This is a genomic window from Gillisia sp. Hel1_33_143, assembly GCF_900104765.1.
Classification (GTDB): Bacteria; Bacteroidota; Bacteroidia; order Flavobacteriales; family Flavobacteriaceae; genus Gillisia.
This window is the reverse complement of sequence record NZ_LT629737.1, coordinates 584,027-610,268: the sequence shown is the minus strand read 5'-3', so window position 1 is coordinate 610,268 and position 26,242 is coordinate 584,027. Positions and strand designations below refer to the sequence as shown.

Annotated in this window: 25 protein-coding genes; 10 read left to right on the top strand and 15 right to left on the bottom strand. The window is 34.3% G+C overall.

The annotated features are described in order from the left end of the window. The first annotated feature begins 106 nt into the window (after positions 1-106). Entirely contained in the window at positions 107-2,890 is a 2,784-nt protein-coding gene (locus tag BLT84_RS02750) for a M16 family metallopeptidase (protein ID WP_091262692.1), read from the top strand. A 92-nt stretch (positions 2,891-2,982) separates the two neighbouring features. Here the strand turns inward: BLT84_RS02750 and BLT84_RS02745 are convergent, their stop codons facing one another. Then, positions 2,983-3,315: a single-stranded DNA-binding protein gene (locus BLT84_RS02745; RefSeq protein ID WP_091262690.1), complete on the bottom strand. Its 333-nt coding sequence runs from the start codon at positions 3,313-3,315 to the stop codon at positions 2,983-2,985. A gap of 267 nt (positions 3,316-3,582) precedes the next feature. Between BLT84_RS02745 and BLT84_RS02740 the strand changes: the two genes are divergently transcribed. Next, positions 3,583-4,203 carry a DEAD/DEAH box helicase gene (locus tag BLT84_RS02740; RefSeq protein ID WP_091262689.1) on the top strand — a complete coding sequence of 207 codons (621 nt, stop codon included), beginning with the start codon at positions 3,583-3,585 and terminating at the stop codon, positions 4,201-4,203. A gap of 18 nt (positions 4,204-4,221) precedes the next feature. Here BLT84_RS02740 and BLT84_RS02735 read toward each other — a convergent pair whose 3' ends face one another. Both BLT84_RS02735 and BLT84_RS02730 read right to left on the bottom strand, forming a co-directional pair. After that, the gene (locus tag BLT84_RS02735; RefSeq protein ID WP_091262688.1) at positions 4,222-4,749 is read right to left on the bottom strand and encodes a sigma-70 family RNA polymerase sigma factor; all 528 of its coding nucleotides are present in this window, start codon (positions 4,747-4,749) and stop codon (positions 4,222-4,224) included. Positions 4,750-4,997: 248 nt separating this feature from the next. After that, positions 4,998-5,714, bottom strand: a complete 717-nt coding sequence (locus tag BLT84_RS02730; protein WP_091262685.1) for a hypothetical protein — start codon at positions 5,712-5,714, stop codon at positions 4,998-5,000. 170 nt (positions 5,715-5,884) lie between these two features. On the opposite strand from BLT84_RS02730, the gene BLT84_RS02725 reads away from it, so the two are divergent. Genes BLT84_RS02725 through BLT84_RS02710 form a run of 4 tightly spaced genes read left to right on the top strand, consistent with a single transcriptional unit; the run spans position 5,885 to position 8,100 of the window. Further along, positions 5,885-6,274: a DUF4174 domain-containing protein gene (locus BLT84_RS02725; RefSeq protein ID WP_157717888.1), complete on the top strand. Its 390-nt coding sequence runs from the start codon at positions 5,885-5,887 to the stop codon at positions 6,272-6,274. Between the two features lie 35 nt (positions 6,275-6,309). Further along, positions 6,310-7,212, top strand: coding sequence for an MBL fold metallo-hydrolase (locus tag BLT84_RS02720; protein ID WP_231929426.1), 903 nt, complete (start codon positions 6,310-6,312; stop codon positions 7,210-7,212). Between the two features lie 6 nt (positions 7,213-7,218). Further along, a complete protein-coding gene (locus tag BLT84_RS02715; RefSeq protein ID WP_091262682.1) occupies positions 7,219-7,698 on the top strand; it encodes a hypothetical protein in 480 nt (159 codons plus the stop codon). Between the two features lie 54 nt (positions 7,699-7,752). Continuing rightward, positions 7,753-8,100, top strand: coding sequence for a hypothetical protein (locus BLT84_RS02710; protein ID WP_091262680.1), 348 nt, complete (start codon positions 7,753-7,755; stop codon positions 8,098-8,100). Here BLT84_RS02710 and BLT84_RS02705 read toward each other — a convergent pair. Next, the gene (locus BLT84_RS02705; RefSeq protein WP_091262678.1) at positions 8,097-8,564 is read right to left on the bottom strand and encodes a CBS domain-containing protein; all 468 of its coding nucleotides are present in this window, start codon (positions 8,562-8,564) and stop codon (positions 8,097-8,099) included. The two genes, BLT84_RS02710 and BLT84_RS02705, sit on opposite strands and share 4 nt — an antisense overlap. A 203-nt stretch (positions 8,565-8,767) precedes the next feature. Here BLT84_RS02705 and BLT84_RS02700 point away from each other — a divergent pair, with 203 nt between their 5' ends. Then, positions 8,768-11,050, top strand: coding sequence for a M20/M25/M40 family metallo-hydrolase (locus BLT84_RS02700; protein ID WP_231929419.1), 2,283 nt, complete (start codon positions 8,768-8,770; stop codon positions 11,048-11,050). Positions 11,051-11,056: 6 nt separating this feature from the next. Then, positions 11,057-11,881 carry an NAD(P)H-binding protein gene (locus tag BLT84_RS02695; protein WP_091262677.1) on the top strand — a complete coding sequence of 275 codons (825 nt, stop codon included), beginning with the start codon at positions 11,057-11,059 and terminating at the stop codon, positions 11,879-11,881. A gap of 59 nt (positions 11,882-11,940) precedes the next feature. On the opposite strand, the gene BLT84_RS02690 is transcribed toward BLT84_RS02695, so the two are convergent. The 3 genes from BLT84_RS02690 to BLT84_RS02680 all read right to left on the bottom strand — a co-directional run bounded on the left by BLT84_RS02690 (position 11,941) and on the right by BLT84_RS02680 (position 15,308). Continuing rightward, entirely contained in the window at positions 11,941-14,013 is a 2,073-nt protein-coding gene (locus BLT84_RS02690; protein ID WP_091262674.1) for a M13 family metallopeptidase, read from the bottom strand. A gap of 151 nt (positions 14,014-14,164) precedes the next feature. Further along, the gene (locus BLT84_RS02685; RefSeq protein WP_091262672.1) at positions 14,165-14,671 is read right to left on the bottom strand and encodes a nuclear transport factor 2 family protein; all 507 of its coding nucleotides are present in this window, start codon (positions 14,669-14,671) and stop codon (positions 14,165-14,167) included. Positions 14,672-14,690: 19 nt separating this feature from the next. Beyond that, positions 14,691-15,308, bottom strand: coding sequence for a hypothetical protein (locus tag BLT84_RS02680; protein WP_157717887.1), 618 nt, complete (start codon positions 15,306-15,308; stop codon positions 14,691-14,693). Positions 15,309-15,450: 142 nt separating this feature from the next. Between BLT84_RS02680 and BLT84_RS02675 the strand changes: the two genes are divergently transcribed. Continuing rightward, positions 15,451-16,413 carry an NAD-dependent epimerase/dehydratase family protein gene (locus tag BLT84_RS02675; protein ID WP_091262668.1) on the top strand — a complete coding sequence of 321 codons (963 nt, stop codon included), beginning with the start codon at positions 15,451-15,453 and terminating at the stop codon, positions 16,411-16,413. Between the two features lie 87 nt (positions 16,414-16,500). Here BLT84_RS02675 and BLT84_RS02670 read toward each other — a convergent pair whose 3' ends face one another. The 4 genes from BLT84_RS02670 to aspS all read right to left on the bottom strand — a co-directional run bounded on the left by BLT84_RS02670 (position 16,501) and on the right by aspS (position 20,642). Further along, complete coding sequence (locus BLT84_RS02670; protein WP_034893507.1) at positions 16,501-16,698, bottom strand: cold-shock protein; 198 nt, start codon at positions 16,696-16,698, stop codon at positions 16,501-16,503. A gap of 102 nt (positions 16,699-16,800) precedes the next feature. Next, complete coding sequence (locus tag BLT84_RS02665) at positions 16,801-17,040, bottom strand: hypothetical protein (protein ID WP_034893509.1); 240 nt, start codon at positions 17,038-17,040, stop codon at positions 16,801-16,803. A 2-nt stretch (positions 17,041-17,042) separates the two neighbouring features. Further along, positions 17,043-18,833, bottom strand: coding sequence for a chloride channel protein (locus BLT84_RS02660; RefSeq protein ID WP_034893512.1), 1,791 nt, complete (start codon positions 18,831-18,833; stop codon positions 17,043-17,045). Positions 18,834-18,893: 60 nt separating this feature from the next. Continuing rightward, positions 18,894-20,642, bottom strand: a complete 1,749-nt coding sequence (gene aspS, locus BLT84_RS02655; RefSeq protein WP_091262667.1) for an aspartate--tRNA ligase — start codon at positions 20,640-20,642, stop codon at positions 18,894-18,896. A 225-nt stretch (positions 20,643-20,867) separates the two neighbouring features. Between aspS and BLT84_RS02650 the strand changes: the two genes are divergently transcribed. Next, positions 20,868-21,227 (top strand): toxin-antitoxin system YwqK family antitoxin, encoded by a 360-nt coding sequence (locus BLT84_RS02650; RefSeq protein WP_091262665.1) that lies wholly within the window; start codon positions 20,868-20,870, stop codon positions 21,225-21,227. A gap of 92 nt (positions 21,228-21,319) precedes the next feature. On the opposite strand, the gene BLT84_RS02645 is transcribed toward BLT84_RS02650, so the two are convergent. From BLT84_RS02645 to BLT84_RS02635, 4 genes are all read right to left on the bottom strand, one after another. Then, positions 21,320-23,614: an alpha/beta hydrolase family protein gene (locus BLT84_RS02645; RefSeq protein ID WP_091262663.1), complete on the bottom strand. Its 2,295-nt coding sequence runs from the start codon at positions 23,612-23,614 to the stop codon at positions 21,320-21,322. A 10-nt stretch (positions 23,615-23,624) separates the two neighbouring features. Beyond that, positions 23,625-23,762 (bottom strand): hypothetical protein, encoded by a 138-nt coding sequence (locus tag BLT84_RS16050; RefSeq protein ID WP_157717886.1) that lies wholly within the window; start codon positions 23,760-23,762, stop codon positions 23,625-23,627. A gap of 81 nt (positions 23,763-23,843) precedes the next feature. Further along, on the bottom strand, positions 23,844-24,272 hold the full coding sequence (locus BLT84_RS02640; protein WP_091262661.1) for a hypothetical protein: 429 nt from the start codon (positions 24,270-24,272) through the stop codon (positions 23,844-23,846). A gap of 209 nt (positions 24,273-24,481) precedes the next feature. Further along, the gene (locus BLT84_RS02635) at positions 24,482-26,191 is read right to left on the bottom strand and encodes an AraC family transcriptional regulator (protein ID WP_091262659.1); all 1,710 of its coding nucleotides are present in this window, start codon (positions 26,189-26,191) and stop codon (positions 24,482-24,484) included. Positions 26,192-26,242 lie beyond the last annotated feature (51 nt).

Sequence of the window (26,242 nt, the reverse complement as noted above, 5' to 3'; positions counted from 1 at the left end):
CTGTTTTATGTAATTGATAAATTTTATAAGCATTTCATGTTTAGTAGATTAAATGCTTATATTTAAATGCCCCACCCACTTTTTATTAATCAAATCAATCAAAAAAATGAGAAAATTAATGATCGTTTTCCTGATCGTTTTTGGCTTTGTACAAAAATCTCGGGCACAAAATTCAGTTTTTAAAGCAGATGACATCAACATTGATTATGAAAAATTTGTGTTGCCAAATGGATTAACCCTTTTGGTTCATGAAGATCATAAAGCACCAATTGTAGCAGTAAATGTTTGGTATCATGTAGGATCTAAAAATGAAAAAGAAGGTAAAAGTGGGTTTGCGCATCTTTTTGAACATCTAATGTTTAATGGAAGTGAGAATTATGATGATGACTATTTTCAGGTTATAGAAAGAATAGGAGGAACCGATGTAAACGGAACTACAAATACAGATAGAACTAATTATTTTCAAAACGTACCGGTTTCGGCTTTAGACCAAGTGTTGTTTCTAGAGTCAGACAGAATGGGGCATTTACTTGGAGTTGTAGATCAGGATCTTTTAGATGAGCAACGTGGCGTGGTTCAAAATGAAAAACGACAAGGAGAAAATCAGCCTTATGGACAACAGTGGAATTATATCACTAAAGCCATGTATCCTAAAGGGCATCCATATTCTTGGACGGTAATTGGGGAAATGGAAGATCTGAATGCTGCTTCTTTGGAAGATGTGCAAAATTGGTTCAAGTCATATTACGGTGCTGCGAATGCAGTAATTGCTATCGCCGGAGATATTAAGCCGGAAGAGATCCACAAAAAAGTGTTGGCTTATTTTGGAGATATTCCTTCGGGACCAACCATCCAAAGACAAGAAAGAAATATTCCGGAACATAACGGAGATACGTATCAGGTTTATGAAGATAGAGTGCCAGAGGCAAGAGTTCTTTTTGCATGGAATTCTCCTCCGTTTGGAGAAAAGGAAGATCTGGAATTAGATCTTGTGGCTTCTATTTTGAGCAATGGTAAGAATTCCAGACTTTATAAAAAATTGGTTTATGAAGATCAGATTGCTAGTAATGTTGCTGCTTTTCAGTCTTCAAGCGAAATCGCGAGCAATTACATCGTGTATGCAAATGTAAAACCGGGAGAAGATATTGAAGAAGTTAGAACTAAACTTTTAGCCGAAATAGATCATCTAATAAAAAACGGACCTACCGAGCAAGAGTTGAAAAGAGTTAAAGCCGATTACTTTTCAGGAATTATAAAAGGAACAGAAAGAATTGGTGGGTTTGGAGGAGTTTCAGATGTATTAGCATCAAATCAAACGTATCATGGAGATGCATCTTATTATAAAACTCAAATGAAATTTGTAGAAAATGCTACTGCTGCTGATCTACAGGCAACAGCAAAGAAATGGTTAACAAAAGGAAAGCATACTTTAATTTGCAAGCCATTCCCTGAATATACCGTTGTGAAATCTGATATTGATAGATCTAAATTACCTCCTTTAGGAACTGCTAAGGCTGTAAAATTTCCAGAAGTGCAACGAGCAAAATTGTCTAACGGGATGAACATCGTTTTAGCAAAAAGAGAAGGAGTTTCTACCGTAGTTATGGATCTTATGTTCAACGCCGGATATAAAACAGATTATTTAGCTACTCCGGGAACTGCAGCTTTAGCGATGGATCTATTAGATGAAGGAACTAAAGATATGAACTCACTTCAGATCAATGAAAAACTTCAAATGCTGGGAGCTAATTTATATACAGGATCAGACCAGGATATTTCCAGAGTGGGTATGAATACCTTAAAACAAAGCTTAGATGGAAGTTTAGATGTTTTTGCAGATGTTATTTTGAATCCAGCTTTCCCTCAAAAGGAATTCGACAGATTAAAGAATGAGCAGTTAAATGATATCAAAAGAGAGAAGTCTCAGCCAGTTTCCATGGCTTTAAGAGTGGTAAATAAATATTTATATGGGGAAGATCATCCTTATAGCAATCCATATACAGGAACGGGATATGAGAAAACGGTAGAAAATTTAACGCGAGCCGATGTTCAGAAATTTTATGATACCTGGATGAAGCCGAATAATGCTACGCTAATTGTTACCGGAGATGTTGAAATGAGTGAGCTTAAAGCGAAGCTTGAAAAATCTTTAGGGAAGATGAAAAAAGGAGACGTTCCAACCATCACTTATAACAAGCCAAAAACAGGAACTAAAAACACATTGTATTTAATGAACAGACCGGAATCTCCACAATCTGTAATTATTGGTGGTTATTTAACCGGAAAATATGGGGAAGTGCCAGAAGTTGCTGTAGAGCAAATGGTGAATGTGTTGGGAGGTGAATTTACTTCACGTATCAATATGAACCTTAGGGAAGATAAACATTGGGCTTATGGCGCCTTCGGATTTGTGATGGACGCACAACAGGAAAGACCATTTATTGTTTATGCCCCGGTTCAAACCGATAAAACTGCAGAATCTATCTTAGAATTGAAAAAAGAGTTATCTCAATTTGTATCTACTAAACCTGTTACTCAGGAAGAGTTAGATAAAGTAAAGACTAATCAGATTCTTGCTTTACCGGGACAATGGGAAACAAACTCGGCGGTAAATAACTCACTTTATAATATTGTGAAGTATGATCTGCCAGATGATTATTACCAAACCTATGATGCCAATATCAAGAATTTGACTTTAAGTGATTTGAAATCTGTTAGTAATAAAATGGTTAAACCCGATGAAGTAAATTGGTTTATGGTAGGAGACAGAGCTAAGGTTGCAGATAAATTAGATGAACTTGGATTTGATTCTATCATTGAGATCGACGCCGATGGGAATGTATTATCTCCAGAGATTAAAATGCCTGAAAAAAAAGAGGTAAAAAATTAAAATTATAGATCAGGTTTTAACTGATTAATATAAAAAGCGACATTTCTTAACTGCTAGAAATGTCGCTTTGTTATTTAATAAATCCATACGTTCTATTTTCCCAGAAGTAAAAGTTCATTACAAACCACTTCCGTAATGTAGCGTTTTACACCTTCTTTATCTTCATAACTTCTGCTAGTAAGTTTTCCTTCAATACCTACTTCTTTTCCTTTAGGAACATAATTTTCTATCAACTCGGCCGTCTTGCCCCAGGCAACTACATTATGCCATTGTGTATCTGTGATCTTTTCGCCTTTGGCGTTTTTATAAGATTCATTAGTAGCGATGGAGAATTTGGCCAATTTTTTACCAGATTCAAGATTTACGATTTCAGGATCATTACCTACATACCCGATCAATTGTACTGTGTTTCTTAAAGTGCTCATAACTATAGAATTTATTGCAGTTGAAAATCATTCGTTCATTTCAACAGGACAAACGTACATCGAGACAGAAAGTTTATTCGGTTGGCAAAGGCTTGTTTTCGTTTACTTACGTTTGTAAACATTTGTTGTCGGTTAAGTGGTGATATTTTTTGATTTTCAGAAGATATATGAAGAATCATTTATTTAAATAAGGATTAATCGCCAACTTGCAGGTTCTTATTTTTGCGGAACAATTTCTGTCAAAAATTATCAGTTAATTTCGATAATATGTCATTTAAAAAGCTAAACACTCCGTTAATGGAGGCCTTAGAAAGATTGGGTTTTGAAGAACCTCTACCATTTCAGAAGAAAATATTACCTAAGATAAAAAGTGGGTCTAATCTTTTTATAGTAGGTAAAGAGGGAAGCGGAAAAACTTCAGCAATGATCATAAGTGTTATTCAGAAATTAAAAGGAGAAGCTTTTGAAGATGCGCCACGAGCGTTGATATTTGTTGAAGATAAGACTGCCGCAGTAGAACTGGAAGAGAAGTTTAAAACTTTTACCAGACGCACAGATCTAAGAGTATATGCCGCTTTTGATGAACCTAACATAGATAATCAAAAAGAAGATATTTACGACGGTATCGATATTTTAATAGCTACGCCAAAAAGGTTGTTTCAGTTATTCAAGATTACGGGTGTTAATGTAAGTCAGTTGCAAATGTTCATTGTTGAAGATGCCGCATTCTTAATTAGAAATAGCGCTTATAATGATGTGGTGAGAATTCCACAGAGTATTCCTAAATGTCAGTATCTTGTCTTTGCTGATAGAATGGATCCTAAAATTGAACGTTTGAAGGATACCTTTATGGAATATTCTCAGGTGGTTTCTTATAAAGGAGAATAACAGGAAAAAGTTAGTGATTTAGGGATCAGAACAGCAGGCGCAATTTGGTTCTCCAACTAAATTTCCGTCTTTATCTATTTCATATTTACAGCACTCATTAAAATTTTTCTTCAGAATAGCTTTTCCACGTCTAATTCTAGCCTTCACGTTGGCTAGACTAATAGTCAGTTTTTCTGCAGCCTCATTTTGTTTTTTGCCATCGATATAAACCATTTCTATTACCTCTTTGTAAGTCTCGGGTAGATTATTAATGAATTTATCAAAACAGCAAATGTGCTGATAGTCTGTTATAGTGTTCTCCTGATCAGGATTTACAACATCCTTGAATTTAGATTCCTGATTGAAATAATTGGTAATTTCATTTCTGGTAATTTGAAAAACCCAAGCTTTTATTTTCTCTTCCTCTTCAACCTGATGTAGATTTCCATGAATTTTTAAAAAGGAATTTTGGAAGATATCGTTCGCGGCATTTTTATTCTTCACTTTTTTAAGAATGAAGAAATAGAGCTCTTCGTTAAACCAATTCCATATTTTTTGGGTTTCCATACTTAAAAATAAAGAAAAGGCCAGCTACTTCACCGGCCTTTGTAAGATTTAACAACAATTGCATTTATTACAGTCACACTTAGTACACGGACAATTATTTTCTAAACAATTAACGCAATTACATTTTGCACAATCACAATTGGAACATTTACAAGTATTCATAATTCTAGCTTTAAAAGGTTTATAGAGTAGACTGAAATAAATTAAAAAGGATACTCTAAAAGTGATCTTTTTTCTCCTAAAAACGACTAGGCTTTTCTGGTTCGCTTTTTTAATTTGAAAATTCGATCGTCATAATATTCCTTTAATTCTTGCAAAAAGCTCATCGGGTCTTTATATTCTTTTAGCACTTTATAAGTGTGTTTATTCTTAGCGGCTTGCAATTGCTCTAATAGATCTTTCAATTTATTTTCAAGATACTTGTCTTTTTGAGCCAATTCTAAAGATGTAGTAGGAAGTAAATTATCTCCGGCAAGCGCATTACCACTCATAATATGTAAATGAAAAAGCTTTAATTCCTGTAATGCTCCATTTTTATAAAGCTCTATAAGTTTCGCCGTAACCTCTGTGGCCAATTCAATCTTTTCATGATCTAAAGAGAATTTATCTGGATGCGAAAATAACATTGCCTCCCTATACAGCGTTTTTCGCTCCTTTTCATCTTCAGGATCTTTAGTTTTTAAAGGTTCCTTTTGCTGAATTTTAACCTCTCTACTTACTTTAAACTTTTTGCCTTTTTGTTTTTGCTGAAGTCTTTTAAGTTTCTTAGCCTTTTTAAGCTCTTTATACAAAACGCTTAATTCTTGCTCTTCAATTATCAGGTCGCTTAAATGCGAACGAAGAATAGATTCAAATTGAAATGTTTCCTGCTGAACTAATTCCAGTTCTTGAGTGGCTTCCTCAATTTTTTCTTTGAGCAAACGTTGCTTTTCTAAATTAATATGAATCAGGCTATTTTCTTCCATGGCGGTTTTGCTTCAACCTTAGCAAATATAAAGTTTAAGTTAAATTTACTGCGAAGTAAAATTCGGTTTAGACTTTTGTAGAAATAGCACTTCTTAACTAAAGTTTCCTACAAAAAGTTGTAATATTAAGAATGAAAAAATTTTCAGCGTTTTTACTTTTATTACTTTTTATGAATACAGCACAATCACAAGACCTTTCTAAGCATCATTGGGAAGATAGGTTGATTTTATTGCTTACGGAAGATCTTAAAAATGAAGATTTCACCAATCAGCTTCAAGAATTGAAAATGGGATTAAAGGAACTGGAAGATCGAAAAGTAGTTGTTTATCAGGTTTATCAACATCAAATGAAAGTAGGTTTTGCAGAAGGTGCTCAGTGGACCACTGCTACCAATTTGTATAAAAAATATGACGAAAAAGATAGTCCGTTTGAGTTTTATCTAATAGGTTTGGATGGAAAAATCAAATTAAAAGATTACAACTGCGTTTCTTTAGATAAAATCTTAGATCTAATAGATTCTATGCCTATGAGAAAAGATAAGATCCGTTCTAAATCTTAAAGTTTCATTATAAAGTCAACTTAAAAACAACAGCTTTGAAAAAAATAATTACCTCCATTTTAATCACTATCGCGCCATTTATTGGGAATGCTCAAGATAAAGAAGAAGTGAACATCAAAATAGTTCCGGTAAGCGAAAATATTTCTATGTTGGTAGGGCAAGGTGGAAATATTGGAATTTTAACAGGGGAAGACGGCACGATCATGATCGATGATCAATTTGCACGACTTTCTGAAAAAATTATGGCTAGTATAAAAACATTAAGTGATAAGCCCGTAAAATATCTGGTAAATACTCATTTTCACGGAGATCACACCGGAGGGAATGCCAACTTTCAAGAACAAGGCGCTTTAATTCTAGCTCATGATAATGTTAGAAAAAGATTGGCATCAGATGAAAAGAATACAGACGGTAAAGGTTTACCAATAATAACTTTTAATAGTGATGTAACGCTGCATTTAAATAATAACGACATTTTGATCACGCATGTTCATAATGCGCATACAGATAGCGATGCATTGGTATACTTCCCAACATCTAATGTGTTGCATACCGGAGATACTTTTTTTAATGGATCTTTTCCATTTATAGATCTAAAAAGTGGTGGAAGTATTGATGGAGATATTGCTGCAGCAGAAATGGGATTAAAACTAATTAATAAGCAGACTAAGATCATTCCGGGGCATGGCGATTTGGCAACTTATGAAGATTACTCAAAGAATTTAACTATGCTAAAAGGCCTAAGAGAAAATGTTCAAAAGGCTATAGATTCTGGGAAAGATAAAGATGCAATTATAAAAGATGAAAGCTTAACGAGTGCGTTTTATTCAGATGAAGAGGTAAAAGACGGATTTATAAACGGCCCAAAAATAAGAGAAACAATTTATATGAGTCTTTCTGAACCTAAAAGTGAAGATGAAACCGAATCTAGAAAATAGGCAGTATTGAAAGCAGCTACCGTAAGTCAGATTAAAAAAGAGCTCAAGTTTAAGTCTACAGATGAATTGATGGAGCTTTGTTTGCGTTTATCAAAATTCAAAAAGGAGAATAAAGAGCTGCTCACTTATATGCTTTTTGAATCTGCAGATGAAGAAGTATTTATAGAATCTGTAAAGGCCGAAATGGATGCAGATCTAGAAAACATTAATACCAAGAATTTCTACTACATTAAAAAAAGTCTTCGGAAGATCTTGAAGAACGTTAAGAAGTACATTCGATATTCTCCAAAAAAGGAAACCGAGATCGAGTTGCTTATTTATTTCTGTGAGCAGCTTAAAGATTTTAAGCCTTCTATTAAAAGAAATGCTACCATGATGAATTTGTATAATAGGCAGGTGGCTTCTATTAAAAAAACACTTTCTGGTTTACATGAAGACCTTCAGTTTGATTATGAACAAGAAATTGAAGAGCTAGAAGATTTTTAAACCGATCAGAAAACAGCGATCACAGCTTTATAAACATTTTCGCTATATTTAAGAATGCAAAAAACCTGTTTAGAATGTGGGGAGAAGATTGTTGGAAGAGCAGATAAAAAGTTCTGCAGCGATTATTGTAGAAATGCCTACAACAATAACATCAATAAAGATAGCACCAATCTTATTCGGAATGTGAACAATTCACTCCGGAAGAATTACAGGATCCTTCTCGACTTAAATCCAACAGATAAAACAAAGACCAGCAAATCTAAGTTGCTGGCCAAAGGTTTCAATTTTGAATATTTCACGAGTATTTACACCACCAAAACAGGCAATGTTTACTACTTTGTTTACGATCAAGGCTATTTGCCGTTAGAAGGCGATCTTTATGCTTTGGTAAAACGAAATTAGCAATGCCAATTCTGACCTCTTAATTTTAAGGCAGCACAAAGAATATCTTTTCGGCTTATCTGGCCTATTAATTTGCCATCTTCTACAATTGGAAATCTTCTGCAATCGTGCTTATAGAAAAGAGAGGCACAGTCAAAAATATTGACATTTTTATCTATGGTTGGCACATCTGTAGCCATAAATTTTTCTATTTGCATGTCACCAATAGGCATGTTATAATATCTGCTTTCAGAGATCTGTTTCATACAATCTCCGTCAGATATAATACCTACAAGTTCATTGCGCTCATTTACCACAGGAGCTCCAGACATTTTGTTCTTTATTAAAGACTCCATCACTTCCACCACCAATTGCTCTTTTCTAAAGGTGATCAAATTTGTAGTCATATAATCTGAAACCAATATAGGGGCACTTTGTAATTTTTCGGGCACTGCCCGTTGTCCTTGAAAACTTTTTATCCCCATAACTGTAATTTATTGATTATTAACCACTTAAATATAGGTCTTTATTTTCGGTTTTGGAAGAGCGCCATTATTTTATTTTTTTCAGCTTAACTTATTTATCTTTAAACTCTTTATATTTCTTAGACTCTATGCTTAAAAAATTATACCCGCTCTTAGTAGTTATTTTATTGATATTTTCGGTTTGGTTCATATTTTATTCCAGCATGCCAAAAAATGCAGAAGATGAGAATATTCCTTTAACCCAATTTTCTACTCAAAGAGCCTTTAAGCATGTAGAGAATATCTCGAAACAGCCTCATTTTGTTGGAAGTGCGGCACATAGTTTGGTGAGAAATTATATCGTAAATCAACTTCAAGATCTAGGATTAGAAGTTCAAACTCAAGAAGGATATAGCCTAAATAAAAAGGGAGAATTAACAAGATCTCAAAATATTCTAGCTCGAATTTCGGGTGATGAAAACAGTAAGGCGCTGTTATTAATGACGCATTACGATAGTGCCGGCCATTCTTCTTTTGGAGCCAGTGATGCAGGCAGCGGGGTTGCTACAATTTTGGAAGGTGTAAGAGCTTTTCTTGCTAAAAATGAAGCGCATAAGAATGATGTCATTTTACTTTTTACAGATGCGGAAGAGTTAGGATTGAATGGAGCCGAACTTTTTATCTCCAAACACAAATGGGCAAAAGATGTTGGTTTGGCTTTAAATTTTGAAGCAAGGGGGAGTGGCGGAAACTCGTTTATGTTGTTAGAAACCAACAATGGGAACGCTAAGCTTATTCAAGATTTTATTAAATCTAAACCTGAATTTCCTGTAACAAATTCTTTGGCCTATTCGGTTTATAAAATGCTGCCAAATGATACCGATCTCACAGTGCTTAGAGAACAAGGCAATATCAACGGTTTCAATTTTGCCTTTATAGACGATCATTTTGATTATCACAGTGCAAATGATGTTGCTGCAAATCTTGATCCTGAAACCTTAGCGCAACAAGGGAGTTATTTAATGCCATTGTTAAATTATTTTAAAGATGCAGATCTTCAAGACCTAAATTCATCTGCAGATCTTATCTATTTTAGTTTGCCTTTAGGCGAAATAGTGAGTTATCCGTTCTCATGGATCTTGCCGATGTTACTTCTTGGCTGGGTCTTATTTTTGGGAGTTCTAGTTTACGGTTTCTTTAAAAAACGATATACAGTTAAAGAGGTTTTTAAAGGTGCTATTCCATATTTTATGAGTCTTATTGGAGGATCGCTCTTGGTATATCTGCTTTGGAAATTCGCTATGTTCGTGTATCTACCATATGCCGAGATGGAAAATGGATTTACTTATAATGGCTATTATTATATCTATGCCGCCATCTTTGTGACTCTAACAATTTGCTTTTTAAGTTATAATCTTTTTAAAGCGGAAGGCAGAAAAGCAGGTTTATTTGTATTCCCACTTTTCTTTTGGTTACTTATTTGCACTTTGGTAGCTTTCTACTTAAAAGGAGCCGCCTATTTTATAATTCCCATTTATTTTGGAGCACTGCAGTTATGGGTAATGATCCGTCAAAAAAGTCCGAATTTACTGTTGATGTTCTTATTAAGTCTACCATCTTTACTCCTTATTTTGCCATTCGTGGTGAGCTTTCCGGTAGCATTGGGCTTAAAGATCTTATTTGTAGCAGCTATGCTTACCGTGTTCTTATTTGCTCTTTTTCTGCCTGTCTTTGGATATTTTACACGGAAAAAAGCAATGGCATTATTGTGTTTTATGGTATTTAACGTGATGTTTGTGATCGCTCATTTTAATGCTGATTTTAGTGAAGATCAGCCAAAACCAAATAGTTTGGTATATTTATTAGATACAGATGCGAATAAGGCCACTTGGAATTCTTACGATCATTTGATAGATCCTTGGACGCAGAAATATTTTGGAGAAGATCCGGTAATTCTTCCTGTAGAAGAAAGCAACTTCAGTAGTAAATATGGAAGTAAATTTTCATTTAAAGCTAATGCTCCCGTGATTGAGATTGAAGAGCCGGGAGTGATTTTCGAAAAATTGAAATCTGTAGATTCTACATCGATTCTTTCTAATTATATGCTGAAAATTGCACCAAACAGAAAGATCAATAGAATGGAATTATATATAGATAGAAAAGTAGATTTTGAGAAATTTACAGTGAATGATCTGGAAGCAGATTCAATTTATTTAGGGGAGAATGCTTTTCATATTTTCACCAATAGATGGGAAAATAAATTACTTACGTATCATGCAGCAAATCAGGATACCTTAAGGATTAAGTTCAGTTTGAAAAAGGAGCAGCAAGTTCCAGATTTTGTGTTGTATGAATCTAGTTATGACCTTTTGAAAAATGATCAGTTAAAAGTAGCCCCAAGAAACAAAGATATGATGCCAAGACCTTTTGTTTTGAATGATGCTGTAGTTCTTAAAAAGGTGATCAGTTTTAAAGAAAAAAAGAACAAGCAGAAAAAGATTAATTAAGAATATATGAAAATATCAATACTAGGATGTGGTTGGTTAGGACTGCCCTTAGCTAAAAGATTGCTGGAAGAAGGACATATTGTTAAGGGTTCCACCACAGATAGAGATAAATTAAGCAAATTAACTCAGGAAGGGATCACACCTTATGAAATAAAGATCTATGTAGAAGGAATACAAGGTGATATAACCTCTTTTCTTTCAGACGCAGAACTATTAATAATAGACATTCCACCTGGTCTTAGAAATGATCCGGATGTTAATTTTATTGGAAGAATAGGGAGGTTGAAAGATTATATAGAAAAATCTGGAGTAAGCAAAGTACTTTTTGTGAGCTCGACTTCTGTTTATGAAGATGAAGAAATATTTCCTAAGTATACAGAAATGGATCGTGCAAATGCAGAAAGCAATGCTTCTAAGCAACTGATAAGTGCGGAAGAGCATCTTAGAGCTAGCGAATCTTATAAAACCACCATTGTTAGGTTTGGCGGATTATTTGGTCCAGGAAGGCATCCTGTAACATATCTTGCCGGAAAAATTGGAATTAAGAATCCGGATGCTCCTGTTAATATGATTCATCAAAGTGATTGTATAGAGATTATCTCAAAAATCATTGAAAATGAAGCATGGGATGAAATTTTTAATGCGGTGTATCACGAGCATTCCAGTAAGGAAGCTTATTATACGCAGCAAGCACAAGAAAGAAAAATCACAATGCCTCAATTTGATAAAGAAACACCGTCGAAAGGTAAGGTAGTAGATTCTATAAATCTAAAGGAGATATTAGGCTATTCATTTAAACATGACCTTTTTTCTCCTTTAGAAGAAGCGTAATTATTAGCAATAAAAAAAGGGCCGCATTTCTGCAGCCCTTTTTCATTTTAAAGAAATTCTTACCAGATCTTAACTCTGTTTTCTGGAGCAACATACATTTTATCACCTTTTTCAATATTGAAAGCTTGGTAGAAAGCATCGATATTTTGAAGAGGCACATAAGCTCTGTACATTCCAGGAGAATGTGGATCTGTTTTAATTCTATTTCTAAGCGCTTCATCTCTCATTTTGGTACGCCATACGGTAGCCCAAGAAAGGAAGAAACGTTGTTCTGGTGTAAATCCATCAATTTTCCCAGGGTTTTCATGATCTTTTAAGTGAAGTTGAAGTCCGTCATAAGCAGCATTCACACCACCAAGATCTCCAATATTTTCACCTAAAGTAAATTTACCATTAATATAAACGCTGTCTAATACTTCAATTGCACTGTATTGTTCAGCTAAAGAACCTCCAAGTTTTTCAAATTCTTCAAGATCTTTATCTGTCCACCAGTTGTTCAAGTTTCCTTCAGCATCAAAACGAGCACCACTATCATCAAATCCGTGAGAGATCTCATGTCCAATAACAGCACCAATTCCACCATAGTTTACAGCAGCATCTGCTTTATAATCGTAGAAAGGAGGTTGTAAAATAGCTGCAGGAAATACAATCTCGTTATAGCTAGGATTGTAATATGCATTTACTATTTGAGGAGACATAAACCATTCATTCTTATCTACCGGCTGTCCTAATTTAGCCATATCTTCTTTTACATTCCACTTTGCAGTGTTCATTAAATTTTGAAAAAGAGAACCTTTACCATCTTTAGGAGAAGAAATTTCTAAACTGCTATAATCTTTCCAATCATCTGGATATCCAACCTTAATTCTGGTAGTCTCTAACTTTGCTATTGCTTTAGCTTTAGTACTATCGCTCATCCAGGTAACTTGGTTAATTCTATTTTGGTAAGCTTTAATTACATTAGCAATCATTTCTTGAGCTTTCTCTTTAGCTTCTGCAGGGAAATATTTATCTACGTATAGTTTTCCTAGAGCTTCTCCAATAGTTCCATTTACAGTTTGCAAAGCACGCTCGTTTAATGGACGTTGCTGCTTAGCGCCTTGAAGTTCACCGCTATAAAAATCCCAATTTGTCTTTTCTATTTCTGAAGTTAAAGAATTAGCAGCGTCATTAAAAAGATTCCATTTTAAATATGTTTTCCAGTCTTGTACATTGTTGGATGCAAATGTTTTTTGTAATGCTTTCATGTATTTAGGCTGAGATACGATAATGGTATCTACCTTAGAAGCACCAATCTCACTTAGGTATTTTTTCCAATCTATTGCAGAAACTTCTTTTTGTAGTTGCGCTATAGCCATTGGATTGTAAGTTTTTCTAGCATCTCTACGATCTACTTTATCCAATTGCGGTTCTGCCAAACTAGTTTCGAAAGCTAAGATGGTTTCAGCACTTTTTTCTGCATCTTCTTTAGAGTCTCCTAAATATTGAAGCATTTTAGTAACAAAAGTTTTGTATTTGGTACGAATCTCTTCAGAACTTGCATCTTTTACCACGTAGTAATCTCTATCTGGAAGTCCTAATCCCGAAGGATATAAATAAGCGGCATTCGTATTACTATCTTTAGCATCTGCACTTATAGAAAATGCGAAGAATCCAGCACCACCATATTGTTGCATTTCAGTTAAGTAGGCTTGTAAATCTTGCTTGTTGTTAATAGCATCTATCTTTGCCAAGTAAGGTTTTAGAGGTTCAACCCCTTTTTTGTTACGCGCAACAGTGTCAATAATGCTTTGATACATGTAAACAGCTTTAGCCTGATCGCCAGAAGCGTCTAAACTATCGCTATTTGCAGCTCCTTCCAAGAGTGAAAGTGCATCTTCATCTGTTCTCTTACGTAATTCGTTAAAACTTCCCCATGTAGTATATTCATCAGGAATTTCTGTAGAATCAGACCATTTTCCATTTACGTATCTAAAGAAATCTTCTTTTGGACTAACCGTAGTGTCCATGTAGGAAAGGTTAATCCCGTGATTCTCTTCTTCTACTGCCATTTTTTTATCGTCGTTCTTACAACCGGTTACCAGAGCGGCACCTAAAAATGACAAAAAGAAGGCATTCGATAATTTTTTCATGCTTCTAATTGATTAAAATTTTAGCACTAAAGTACTAAAAAGTAATAAATTAGGAAGAGAATATTTGCAGGTATAATTTAATGCTGATTTTAGATGTGTTAACTTTATATTAAGCGGTAATAAATTTAAGCATCCTTAAATTCAAAAAGCTTTATTGCTTGTGCTTAGCGATATAAGTGCTGTCAAAATCTTTTTTGATCTTGGTAATCTCAGAGACATTGTCGTTGGGAATTGCTATGGAAAGTACATAATGGCGAATCTTCCAAGCACCATCAATTTTAGTTAAGACCCCAGATCCTCTGCAAATTCCCATTTGCGTATCCAATAATTCGTCAAACCATGCGGTCTTATCAGAATTAGAAAGGTAGATATTGCGTTCTATGGTAGTGAAGTTCCAAGCTTTTCCCTTCTCGAAGTAAGGTTTTGCGAAATTTCTGAATTCATCATTTTGCCAGTTTTCTGAAGCATCGGTACCAATAAAAATACCGTCTGCTGCCATTAATCCAAAGTATTTATCAAAGTTGGTAGTTGCAGCAGCATGGTGCCATTGTTCCATTACATCATTTATCTCCTCCTTTTGAATAGCTCCATTAATTTCTTGAGCGTATATCAGCGTAAAATTGAATGATAATAAGAGTAGTAGTAGCAGCTTTTTCATAAAATAAAATTTTAGGTGGCTATTGGTTATTGTCTAAAGAATCTTGTTTAGCTTGAAATCGCTGTTTTGGGGTAGTATATTTATTGGGTATAGCATTGTTTATAGAATCTGCTCTGGCTTCAAATTCATCAAGTTCGTTATCAAAATCTTCTAGTGTTTTTAGAAAAAGTTCATTTATCTGGATCTTCAAATTATTAAATTCGGTAGGAATAGATGCAGCAACCTCAGCTATTTTTTTAGATTTATACTCCGGTCTTGCTGCTAGTTGCTCCAGTACCTTTGCTTTTGTATACAATACGGTTAACCTTGCTTGCACAGGTTTAGATTTTAAAGTGTCTGGTACAGATTCCTGCATAGACTTCATAATCTCTACAATAGGTTTTGCATTGGATGTTACATCTTTAATAGAATAATTTTCAAAATTTCTAATCTCCTCCTGAGCCGTTACAAAACCTAACCAATCTGAAGTATACGCACTGGCAGCAGGAAGTAATCTAATTGTTTGAGAAGGCATCTTTATTTTTTGGTCTACACTAGTAGTATCTATACTAGTAGATGCTGCATTTTTTTGAGGTTGCTCACTCTGCTTGCAACTAAAAATGCTGATCAACATTAGAATGCTAAAAAATCTTCTCATAAAACAGTATTGAACAGCAAAGTTAAGGAAAATGCCAGCTATATCCATCTTTGAAAACTTCGGAGTTTAGACTCCTTTTTAACGTGAATCTTCGCAGCATCTTTATTGAAATGGATATATTTGTGCTTCAAATTGAAAATAAATGAATTCTAAGAAGATATTGATTATTGGAGCTTCCGGGCAAATTGGAAGCGAACTGAGTTTAAAATTGAGAGAATTGTATGGCAATGATAATGTTGTTGCCAGCGATATTAAGGAAGGAAATGAGGAATTGATGAGCTCAGGACCTTTTGAAATTGCAGATGCAACAGATCAACCAAGAATAGAGGCTCTAATAGAACAGTATAAGATCACAGATGTGTATTTGATGGCGGCTATGTTAAGTGGAACAGCAGAAAAAATGCCAATGAAAGCCTGGGACCTTAATATGAATTCACTTTTTATCATATTAAATCTTGCAAAGGAGAAAAAGATAGAAAAGGTTTACTGGCCATCTAGTATTGCGGTTTTTGGACCCACCACTCCAAAACAAGATACACCACAAACTACCATTATGGAGCCAAGTACGGTATATGGTATAAGTAAACAAGCTGGAGAGCGCTGGTGTGAGTATTATTTCAATAAATATGGAGTAGATGTAAGAAGTATCAGATATCCGGGAATTATAAGTTATAAAACCTTGCCTGGAGGTGGAACTACAGATTATGCTATAGAGATCTTTCATGAAGCTCTAAAAACAGGAACTTACACTTCTTTCTTATCTGAAAATACCAGCTTACCAATGATGTTTATGGAAGATGCTATTAAAGCAACTATAGATATTATGCAAGCACCAGCAGAGAACATAAAAGTTAGATCTTCATACAATTTAGCAGCTATGACCTTTACACCAAAAGAATTGGCAAGTGAGATCAAAAAGCAAATGCCAGATTTTAAGATTTCTTACGTACCAGATTTTAGACAAGCAATTGCAGATTCTTGGCCGGCAAGTATCGATGATAGTGAAGCTAAAAAAGATTGGAATTGGGATTTTGAATATGATCTTGAAAAACTTACAACCGCTATGTTTGAAGGTCTAAAGGTAAATGCAGTTAAAGAAAACTAAGAAATATTCTAAAAATAAAGTATAAAAAAAGCCGTCTAATTAATTAGACGGCTTTTTAAGCTTTTCGAATTAAAATATAGAAATATATTAATCGTTGATTAAACGCACTTGACCAGCGGTTAATCCTTTTCTTCCTTCTTCTTCAACGTACTCAACTTTATCTCCTTCGTTTAAAGACTCACCATTAAGTCCTGTAACGTGTACGAAGATGTCTCTTCCTGTTTCGTCGTTAGTAATGAATCCGTATCCTTTAGACTCATTGAAAAATTTAACTGTACCTTCCATTATAATAAAATAAAAAATTAATAAAGGACAAACTTACATAATATTATCAATTAGAGATAGCTAAAATAAAAAATCTTTTTAACGTTATTGATTATTAGTTAGTTAATCAATTCCGCGATCTCTCATTTTTCTCATATTTTCTTCTGTAAGAGTATAATCCTTAAGTTTTTTTCCGTTCCATCTGTGGTACAAAAAAATAGGCATTAAGATGAAGGCACTTGCTAAAACAGCTATTCCAATAATACGGTCTCCCAGCATCATTTCATCATTCATTCTATAATAAAATCCTGTACCTATAGCAATGGCTATTAAAATGCTTAATATTCTAATGATTAGTTTCATTCTTAAACAGTTACTTCAATTAATTTCTGGCGATATGCTGTTAACAGTTTAGATTTAGAGACAAATCCAATATAGGTTTCATTTTCCACCACCGGTAAATTCCATGCGTCGCTATCTTGGAATTTTCTCATGATGTCTTTCATACTGTCCTTCTTCATATCTATGATCTCTGGCGCTCGTTGCATGATTTCCTGTACGGTAACTTTTTCGTAATAATCTTGTTTAAACATGATAGGTCTTATGTCATCCAGCAGTATAATACCCATAAAGTTATTGTCTTCATCTATAACCGGGAACAGGTTTCTGGAAGATTTTAAAACTCCTTCATGTATTACATCTCCCAAATTCATATTCATTTTAATACTTACAAAATTGGTCTCAATAACCTGCTTTATATCCATTAAAGTTAATACATTTTGATCTTTATCATGAGTTAACAATTCACCTCTTTGAGCAAGTTCCATGGTATAAACAGAGTGGGGTTGAAATTTATTGGTAATGAGATACGAGATCACTGCAGTTATCATTAAGGGTACAAAGAGCTCATAACCTCCAGTAAGTTCTGCTATTAGGAAGATAGCAGTTAAAGGAGCGTGTAGTACCCCAGCCATAAGGCCCGCCATTCCCACCATGGTAAAACTACTTACAGAAATTGGCTTATTTAGAAAACCAAGGTTGTTCACAATAAGTGCAAAACAATGTCCCATAGCACTTCCCATAAAAAGTACGGGTGCAAAGATACCTCCAACTCCACCAGCTCCAAATGTAAATGATGTAGCAACTATCTTAAAAATAACGAGTCCGGCAAGCAGGGTGATCACTACCCAGATATTGTCTAGAAATTCATTAAAAAAGTTGGTACCTAAAGCCTCTATATAATTTTCGGTGAGTAGGTTATTTATAACATTATATCCTTCCCCGTAAAGTGGAGGGATAAAATAGATCATTATACCCAGTCCTAATCCACCAACAAGCAGTCTTTTAAAAGGAGAACCAAAACTTTTAAAGAAGTTATTTATTTTGAAATATACAGCTGTAAAATAGATAGAGCATAAAGATGCCAATACTCCTAAGATCATGTAAAAAGGGACTTCAGAAATATGGAATTTATCTTTAAGTTGAAAGGATAATAAAATATCAGACCCAAAGAAAAAATAAGATGTAAGGATAGCTGAAAGAGATGCTATTAATAAAGGTAGCATAGAAACCAGTGTAAGGTCTAAACTAAAAACTTCAATAGCAAAGATGATAGCAGCAATGGGAGCTTTAAAAATAGAAGACATTGCTCCGGCTGCGGCGCAACTGATTAAAAGCGTTCTCGCGCTTTGATTCATTTGAAACATTCGGGAAATGTTAGACCCCAATGAAGCCCCGGTAGCAACGGTAGGTCCTTCCAATCCAACAGATCCTCCAAAACCTACTGTAAGGGGGGCGGTAAGTAAAGATCCATACATTTGAAAGGATTTCATTAATCCCTTCCTTTTAGAAATAGCATATAAAGTAGAAGGTATACCGTGACCTACGTCTTTCTTAAAACCATATTTTATAATTAGTAGGGTAAGCGTTAGACCAATGATGGGAAATATAAAATAGAAGGCGTGATGGTAATTATAAATCAATTTACCCTCCATCAAACTTTGAATGAAGTGAGTAAGATTTTTTATAAGCACCGCTCCAAGACCTGCAGCAAATCCAATAACTCCACTTAGAATTAAAATAAATTGTTGTTGGGAAAGATGTTTTGTCTTCCAAATTAAAAAACGTTGTAAACCAGGAAATTTTTTAGGAAACATCGCTATTGATAGAATTAAGTTTGTATAAAAAAATCCTGCAATTAAGCAGGATTTGAGTTGTTATAGTTTTACTTGTAAGTGTAATTCTTTTAATTGTGCTTCATCTAAAGCGGCAGGAGCGTCTATCATTACGTCCCGGCCTGCATTGTTTTTTGGAAATGCTATATAATCTCTAATGGTTTCTTGGCCGCCAAGAATTGCGGTAAGTCTGTCAAATCCAAAAGCAATTCCTCCGTGCGGTGGGGCTCCATATTGAAATGCATCCATTAAAAATCCAAATTGAGCTTTTGCTTCTTCTGGAGTAAATCCTAAATAATCAAACATCATGGCCTGAGTTTCCTTGTCGTGAATACGAATAGACCCTCCTCCAATTTCATTCCCATTGAGTACGAGATCGTAAGCGTTAGCTCTTACTTTTCCTGGTTCTGTAGCTAATAACGCTATATCTTCTGGCTTAGGAGAGGTAAAAGGATGGTGCATAGCATGGAAGCGCTTGGTATCTTCATCCCATTCCAATAATGGAAAATCTACTACCCATAGCGGTGCAAATTCTTCAGGATTTCTCAACCCTAACTCTGTTGCTAAATGCATTCTCAAGGCACTAAGCTGTGTTCTTGTTTTATCTGCAGGTCCCGCCATTACAAGAATTAGATCTCCTGGGTTAGCAGAAGTCTTTTCTGCCCAAACTTTGAGATCTTCTTCAGAATAGAATTTATCTACAGAAGATTTTAAACTTCCGTCTTCATTATATTTCGCCCAAACTAATCCGGTAGACCCTATTTGTGGTCTTTTTACCCAGCTTATAAGTTTATCTATCTCTTTTCTAGTGTAAGAAGCTGCTCCAGGAACTGCAATACCAACAACAAGCTCTTGTTGATCGAAAACATTAAAACCTTTGTTTTTGGTAACTTCGTCCAATTCGGCGAATTCCATTCCAAATCTTATATCTGGCTTGTCATTTCCATATTTTTTCATGGCATCTGCATAGGTCATTCGCGGGAATTCTCCTATTTCAACACTCTTAATCTCTTTTAGTAAATGTCTTGTTAAACCCTCAAAGATATTCAAGATATCTTCTTGCTCTACAAAAGCCATTTCGCAGTCAATCTGTGTAAATTCTGGTTGGCGATCTGCTCTTAGATCTTCATCTCTAAAACATTTTACTATTTGGAAGTACTTATCCATACCTCCCACCATTAGTAATTGTTTAAAGGTTTGAGGAGATTGTGGTAAAGCATAAAATTGCCCTTCGTTCATTCTGCTTGGTACCACAAAGTCTCTTGCTCCTTCTGGAGTAGACTTTATAAGGTATGGAGTTTCAACTTCTATAAAATCTTTATTAGAAAGATAATTCCTTACGTGCATTCCAACCTTGTGACGAAACATAAGACTTTCCTTAACCGGATTTCTTCTTATATCCAGGTATCTATATTTCATTCTAAGTTCTTCCCCTCCATCTGTGGTGTTCTCAATAGTAAATGGGGGAGTAAGAGAGGCGTTAAGTATCTTAAATTCTGAAACCAAGATCTCTATGTTACCTGTTGGAAGGTTTGGATTCTTAGATTCCCGTTCTATAACCTCACCTTTAACTTGAATTACAAATTCTCTACCTAGTCCGGCAGCATCTTTCATCATTTCTTTAGAAGTTCGCTCTTCATCAAAAATAAGCTGGGTCATCCCGTATCGATCGCGAAGATCTACCCAGATCATAAAACCTTTATCTCTTATTTTTTGAACCCATCCAGACAGGGTTACCTCTTTACCAATGTGATCTTCACGCAGTTCACCACAGGTATGACTTCTATACATAATTTACTATTGAAATTTCGAACAGCAAAAGTAAGAAGATATAGCGGTTTAGTGAACTTATACCTTATAAATTATTAGAGAGGTAATGCAAGTTTTTAGATATGACTAATCTTAATTAGCTGATTTTCAATAAAAACCGCTCCAATGTTAATTTAATGTTATGTGATTATTGCTTAATTGTAAATTTTACTGTATATTCGTGAAGTAAATATTAAATATCAGGTTATGAAAAATATAAAATCAATGTTAGTGATGGCAGCGCTGCTAATTGGATCGGTAGTTTTTGCTCAGGAAGTTAAACCTATTTTTGAAAAACAAGGAGATTTAATTAAAGGAACGTTTTATTATGAAGATGGAAGTGTTAGACAGGAAGGTACGTACAAGGACGGAAAACTCCACGGGCAATGGGTTTCTTTCGACCAAAATGGTAAAAAGATTGCCCTTGCGAAATACGAAGAGGGGAATAAGTCTGGGAAGTGGTTTTTTTGGAATTCAGATCAGTTAACTGAAGTGGATTATGATAATAATCAAATTGCGGACGTAACTAGTTATAAAAACACAACTTCTATAGTTAGTAGAAATTAGACAGTAGTCTTTTAAGATATAAAACCTCGAAGCAAACGCTTCGAGGTTTTTTTATATTCAATCCTTACTATATTTCATAGAGCTATTGAAGATCATCCTTTTATAGGTTCTATATTTTTATCCTTGAGATGCTCTGCAAAAAATCCCATCATTGCTTTGTATAGCGCTAGTTGATTTTCTTCTTTTGCGAAACCATGTCCCTCATCATATTTTACCATATAAGGTACTTCTACACCGTTATTTCTCAAAGTCTCCACAATTTGGTCTGCTTCATTTATATTCACTCGAGGATCATTTGCTCCTTGCACCACAAATAATGGTTTGGTAATCTTATCTACATGTAAAGCAGGAGAAATTTCGTCCATTATAGTTTTCTCTTCAGCGATGTTTGGATTGTACCAGATCTTGTAAAGTAGATCACGATATTTTTCCCAATATGGCGGGATGGAGTTCATAAAAGTATGCAAGTTACTTACTCCCACATAATCTACTCCACATGCATATTTTTCTGGGGTCTTGGTCATTCCTCTTAAAACAGCATAACCTCCATGGCTACCACCGTAAATGGCTATTCTATCTTTATCTATCCAACCTTGATCTACCGTAAAATCTACACCGTCTTCTACATCATCCATAGCTTTTCTACCAATTTCTCCAAAACCTGCTTTCAAGAATGCTTTTCCATATCCTCCAGAAACCCTAAAGTTTACATGCAGTGTTGCATAACCACGACTTGCAAATAATTGTGCAACCGGGTTAAAACCCCAGCTATCTCTTATTCCTTGTGGCCCGCCATGAGGATTTACAATTAAAGGTAATTTTTGACCATTCTTATACTCTTGTGGCAAAGTGATGTATCCATAAAGTGTAAGCCCATCTCTACTTTTAAATTTGATAGGTTTCATAGAAGCCATATTTTCGGCTTTTAAATGCGGTAATATTTTGTATAGTAGTGTTACAGAATCTTTATCAATATCATATAGATAATATTCTCCAACAATCTTATCGCTGGTGACTACTACCATATATTGAATTTCATCATCTGTCTTTCCTACAGTAAAGAATTGTTTTTCTCCAAATTCACTTTGAAGACGGTCATAGATCTTTTTATAGGTTGAACTTACCGGAACTATAACAGTTCTTTCACCTTCATATGCAAAATAGTCTATCTCATAGTTACGATTTCTTGAAAGGGCAAGGCTAGAAACATCAAATGTGTCATTGTGATACAAGGTTTTTATCTTTTTGTTCTGCTTAAGATCATAAAGTTGGATTTCTATCTTATCGCCTTCTAAATTCGAGATCACATAAGCATCATCTGGATTTTTGGTGTTAGGGTTGAAAGAAGAAATTGCAAAGGTGTCTCCAAATTCTGTCACTTTAATTTGCTTGAACTCTCCATCAATCTTATAAAGTAACTCCATATTAATACCATCAACAATTCGGTTGATAACTCTTAAATTTCCTTCCTTGTCAAAATTATAACTGCTTACAGGTGGTTCTCCATCTTTTACGGTGTAAAGTTTAGTGATCTCTCCTGTATTTACATTTAGGCGGTAAGGCTCTTCCTGCTGAGGATTATCCTTGTTCATCTGTACAATTATATGTTCTTCATCTTCCTTTAAAGCTTCAATAATATTTACCTTAACATCAGAAAATGGAGTAAGCTCTTTCTTATTCTCTCCGGTTATATCTACTCCAAATACATGATGATTTTCATTCCCTCCTTTGTCCTGTAAGTATAGAATACGAGTATCATTTGCCCAGTAATAACCGCGAATAAGATCTTCTTCCTGCTTAATTAATAAGCGTTCTTTTTGGGTAGCGGTTTCTTTGATGTATAGATCTCGCTCCCCACTTTCTCTTCTTTTTAAATAACTGATGAACTTCCCATCTGGAGAAAGTTTAAAAGAATAAGCCTCCGGAGTTTTAAAATAATCTTCTACAGAATATTTATAGGTTCCTGTTTCTTTGGAAGCTAAAGTAGAGAGCGTACTCTCGCTAGACGGGAGCGTTGTGTTGCCGGGTTTCTTTTTAATCGTCTTTTTTAAGTGAAGTGGATATTGTTCTCCCATTTGTTCGTAAGTTCCATTAATACCATCTTCTGATAACGTACCCTTATAGGTCATTTTTAATTTCGCAGAGCTTATGGTAAGTTGATTATTCTGCAAATTTACCGAATCGAGTTCGATTCCTGTGGCTCCTTGTGCCGGAACATCCAAAGTTGCCTTATATTCATCATTAGTAGATGAAATATTGAATATAAGTTCCATTTGAGAGTCTTTTACCTGAAGAGTGCCACTGTAGGAACCTTGTAAATCCTGAGAAAATAATATTTGACAGAGTAGCAACATTATTGCAACAGCATATTTTGTAAGTATTGTCATAACGGTAGTTTTAAAATATTAATTTTATTATTAGGAATATGGCAACTCCAGCTACTACTCCAATTGCAAACTTTATGAATTGGATCTTAGTAGGGGAGTGTAGCTTCTTATTTAGATTTTCATCGAAAGCGTTTTCTTGTAGCTCCATGATTTTAAAATTTAATTAAACTGAATGTAAATTGTTGTTTCTGATATTGGATAATCTTTTAAATGTTGTTTTTTGCACTGTTTACATAACATTAGAGATTATCTCCCCTTGTTTTATTTTAACAGTTTCGTTCTTGTTGGTATTCTGAAAATGAAGGATAAGTAGATCTACATCAGAATAATTATCTACTTCTATTTTTAATACTTCATGTAGTCTTGCAGCCTCTTTTTCAATTTTGGTATTTACAGTGCAATTCTCAAGGGTGATCTCTAACGCTCTGTTATTAATGCCATCTTCCTTACTAAACTGAAAGCCAATAGCACTAAATTCTGATCGTACACTTTCACAATCACAATTTTTCCTGATAGATTTTTCTATAGAAGAAATTAGCCTGCTTTCAGATTTTATAAGCTTAGCTACTCCAAAGCCAAAAGAGATCCCTATAATGAAACCTAAGATCACTTTTAATACTAAATTCCGATTCCGATTGTTGCTTTTACTTGTTTTCATATTGTTTGTTTTATTGGTGATTAACTAGAACAAAGCTGCAATACAAAACGCTGTAATAAAAGTGAAGCTTCCCCAGATTTAAGAAAATAGGGTATAGAAGCTACTTAGTAAGTTGCTGTTTATAAAGGATGTACAGCTATTTTTGTGATTTAGGTATCTCGTAATGTGAAAGCCCGATATTTATAAATTTGGGGTAGATTTTAATCTTTTCACGTTATATTCTTGAGTTCTTTTATATAAAAAGATGGATTTAAGCCAGTGTCTTTTTTAAAATATTTTGAAAAGGAATCTGCAGATTTATAACCAACTTCTTCTGCTATGGCTTGAATAGAATAAGATCTAAAAACTGTATCGTTCTTAAGACGAACAATGGTATAGTTAATTCTTAGATCATTAATATAAGTGTTGAAGTTCTTTTGGTAATGATTATTAATTACTTTGGAAAGATAGGAAGTATTCGTATTAATTTTTTTGGCAACATTATAAGAATTACATTCTTGTTTTAAATAATATTCCTGAGTCTCTAGTTTCTTTAATCCCATTAATATTTGTTGCTTAATTTCTTCTGGAACATCGGTACTGTTTTTCGCCTCTAAGATCTCATCTTTTGTATCTATAATAACATGGTTATCTTGAGGTAGCGTTTTCATTTTTTCTAAAAGAGCTTCAAATTTAATTTCATTTGCTCTTTTAGTTCTGTGAAATTTCAGAAGAAAGAAGAGTAGAAAAAGAATAACTATAGAAGCTCCTAGGAGATTATAGATAAGAAATTTTGTACGATAATCTTTTTCTTTTTTTAATAGAACTAATTCTTCCTTGAAAGCTTTTAATTCTTGTTGTTTTGATGCCCTAACTACATCATTTTTCATCTTATTAGCATCATCTGCAGTTACAAGGTGCTTTTCAAAATAATAGCCGGCTTTTTCAAAGTCTCCGGTTTCTTTATAGGCATTGGCCATAAGCCTATAATAATCTCCCATAAACCCTTCTTCTTGGGGAGAGACCTCATAATCTACCAAGCCTTTTTCAAAAATTGTTATAGCTTCATTGTAATTTTTAGCCCTCATCTCTACCCGTCCAAAGAAATGTGCTTTTCTAAGATCTGCAATTGGAAGACCTATTGGGCATGTATTGTAATAACGTTTATAGAAATTTCTTGCAGCTTTAAAATTGTTATTCTGTAATGCGATTTCTGCATTGGTATTATACAAGTACATTACGTAGCAGCTATCTGCAGTGCGAACAATTTCTTTAATCTTTTGATTGTAATATTTAGCAGAATCTAACTTGTTATTTTTAAGGTACGAGTTGAAGAGTAAGAAGTATCCATAGGCTAATGTTCCACTTTTCTGAGCTTTTGTGTAATTAGAATCGAGAGGCTTTTTTTCATATAGAGCGATGATCTTTTTCCTAATTTTTAGGGCTCCAGCATAATCGCCAGTTTCGTTTAATAAATTAGATATGTTGATAAGCGCTATATCTCTATACTGTGTATTATTTAGAGCTTCTGCCAGGTGTAAAGCAGCATTAAAACGCTCTATAGCTAGACTGAAATCTGGTACTTGCTTTTGAATTTCCCCTCCCAGATCATAAGTGAAAATTGTTTGCTCTTTTAGATCATTTTTGTTTACGAAATCTAATAAAGCACTGTACTTCTTTTCAGCTTCCGCTAATTCTCTATGAAGAAGAAGAGCATAAATTTGATAGTAGAGCCCATTAAATTCTTCTTTTTTATTGTTTAGTTTTTTGGCTTTGGAGATATATGCAGTTGTAAATATTCTTTGCTGCTCCGGCTTACCGTAATTTGATTTGATAGAATCCATCAAAACCTCGAACGTGTAGTCGTCATATTCCAACCGATCTTGTCCATGAGATATGTTTACATATAAAAGCAGAAAAAATAAGCAGTAATAATTCATACAGTATTAGTAAGAAAAACTCTATTATGTAACAGGTATCTAAGATATCAT

Excerpts from the sequence above, each read along its gene's own strand:
- BLT84_RS02665 (WP_034893509.1), bottom strand. The coding sequence starts at position 17,040 with ATGAAACTAATCATTAGAATATTAAGCATTTTAATAGCCATTGCTATA.
- BLT84_RS02705 (WP_091262678.1), bottom strand. The coding sequence starts at position 8,564 with ATGGGGATAAAAAGTTTTCAAGGACAACGGGCAGTGCCCGAAAAATTA.
- BLT84_RS02650 (WP_091262665.1), top strand. The coding sequence starts at position 20,868 with ATGAAAAATATAAAATCAATGTTAGTGATGGCAGCGCTGCTAATTGGA.
- BLT84_RS02680 (WP_157717887.1), bottom strand. The coding sequence starts at position 15,308 with ATGAGAAGATTTTTTAGCATTCTAATGTTGATCAGCATTTTTAGTTGC.
- BLT84_RS16050 (WP_157717886.1), bottom strand. The coding sequence starts at position 23,762 with ATGGAGCTACAAGAAAACGCTTTCGATGAAAATCTAAATAAGAAGCTA.
- BLT84_RS02695 (WP_091262677.1), top strand. The coding sequence starts at position 11,057 with ATGAAAATATCAATACTAGGATGTGGTTGGTTAGGACTGCCCTTAGCT.
- BLT84_RS02735 (WP_091262688.1), bottom strand. The coding sequence starts at position 4,749 with ATGGAAACCCAAAAAATATGGAATTGGTTTAACGAAGAGCTCTATTTC.
- BLT84_RS02750 (WP_091262692.1), top strand. The coding sequence starts at position 107 with ATGAGAAAATTAATGATCGTTTTCCTGATCGTTTTTGGCTTTGTACAA.
- BLT84_RS02710 (WP_091262680.1), top strand. The coding sequence starts at position 7,753 with ATGCAAAAAACCTGTTTAGAATGTGGGGAGAAGATTGTTGGAAGAGCA.
- BLT84_RS02730 (WP_091262685.1), bottom strand. The coding sequence starts at position 5,714 with ATGGAAGAAAATAGCCTGATTCATATTAATTTAGAAAAGCAACGTTTG.
- BLT84_RS02740 (WP_091262689.1), top strand. The coding sequence starts at position 3,583 with ATGTCATTTAAAAAGCTAAACACTCCGTTAATGGAGGCCTTAGAAAGA.
- BLT84_RS02670 (WP_034893507.1), bottom strand. The coding sequence starts at position 16,698 with ATGGAAGGTACAGTTAAATTTTTCAATGAGTCTAAAGGATACGGATTC.
- aspS (WP_091262667.1), bottom strand. The coding sequence starts at position 20,642 with ATGTATAGAAGTCATACCTGTGGTGAACTGCGTGAAGATCACATTGGT.
- BLT84_RS02745 (WP_091262690.1), bottom strand. The coding sequence starts at position 3,315 with ATGAGCACTTTAAGAAACACAGTACAATTGATCGGGTATGTAGGTAAT.
- BLT84_RS02635 (WP_091262659.1), bottom strand. The coding sequence starts at position 26,191 with ATGAATTATTACTGCTTATTTTTTCTGCTTTTATATGTAAACATATCT.
- BLT84_RS02640 (WP_091262661.1), bottom strand. The coding sequence starts at position 24,272 with ATGAAAACAAGTAAAAGCAACAATCGGAATCGGAATTTAGTATTAAAA.
- BLT84_RS02725 (WP_157717888.1), top strand. The coding sequence starts at position 5,885 with ATGAATACAGCACAATCACAAGACCTTTCTAAGCATCATTGGGAAGAT.
- BLT84_RS02645 (WP_091262663.1), bottom strand. The coding sequence starts at position 23,614 with ATGACAATACTTACAAAATATGCTGTTGCAATAATGTTGCTACTCTGT.
- BLT84_RS02700 (WP_231929419.1), top strand. The coding sequence starts at position 8,768 with ATGCCAAAAAATGCAGAAGATGAGAATATTCCTTTAACCCAATTTTCT.
- BLT84_RS02685 (WP_091262672.1), bottom strand. The coding sequence starts at position 14,671 with ATGAAAAAGCTGCTACTACTACTCTTATTATCATTCAATTTTACGCTG.
- BLT84_RS02660 (WP_034893512.1), bottom strand. The coding sequence starts at position 18,833 with ATGTTTCCTAAAAAATTTCCTGGTTTACAACGTTTTTTAATTTGGAAG.
- BLT84_RS02690 (WP_091262674.1), bottom strand. The coding sequence starts at position 14,013 with ATGAAAAAATTATCGAATGCCTTCTTTTTGTCATTTTTAGGTGCCGCT.
- BLT84_RS02675 (WP_091262668.1), top strand. The coding sequence starts at position 15,451 with ATGAATTCTAAGAAGATATTGATTATTGGAGCTTCCGGGCAAATTGGA.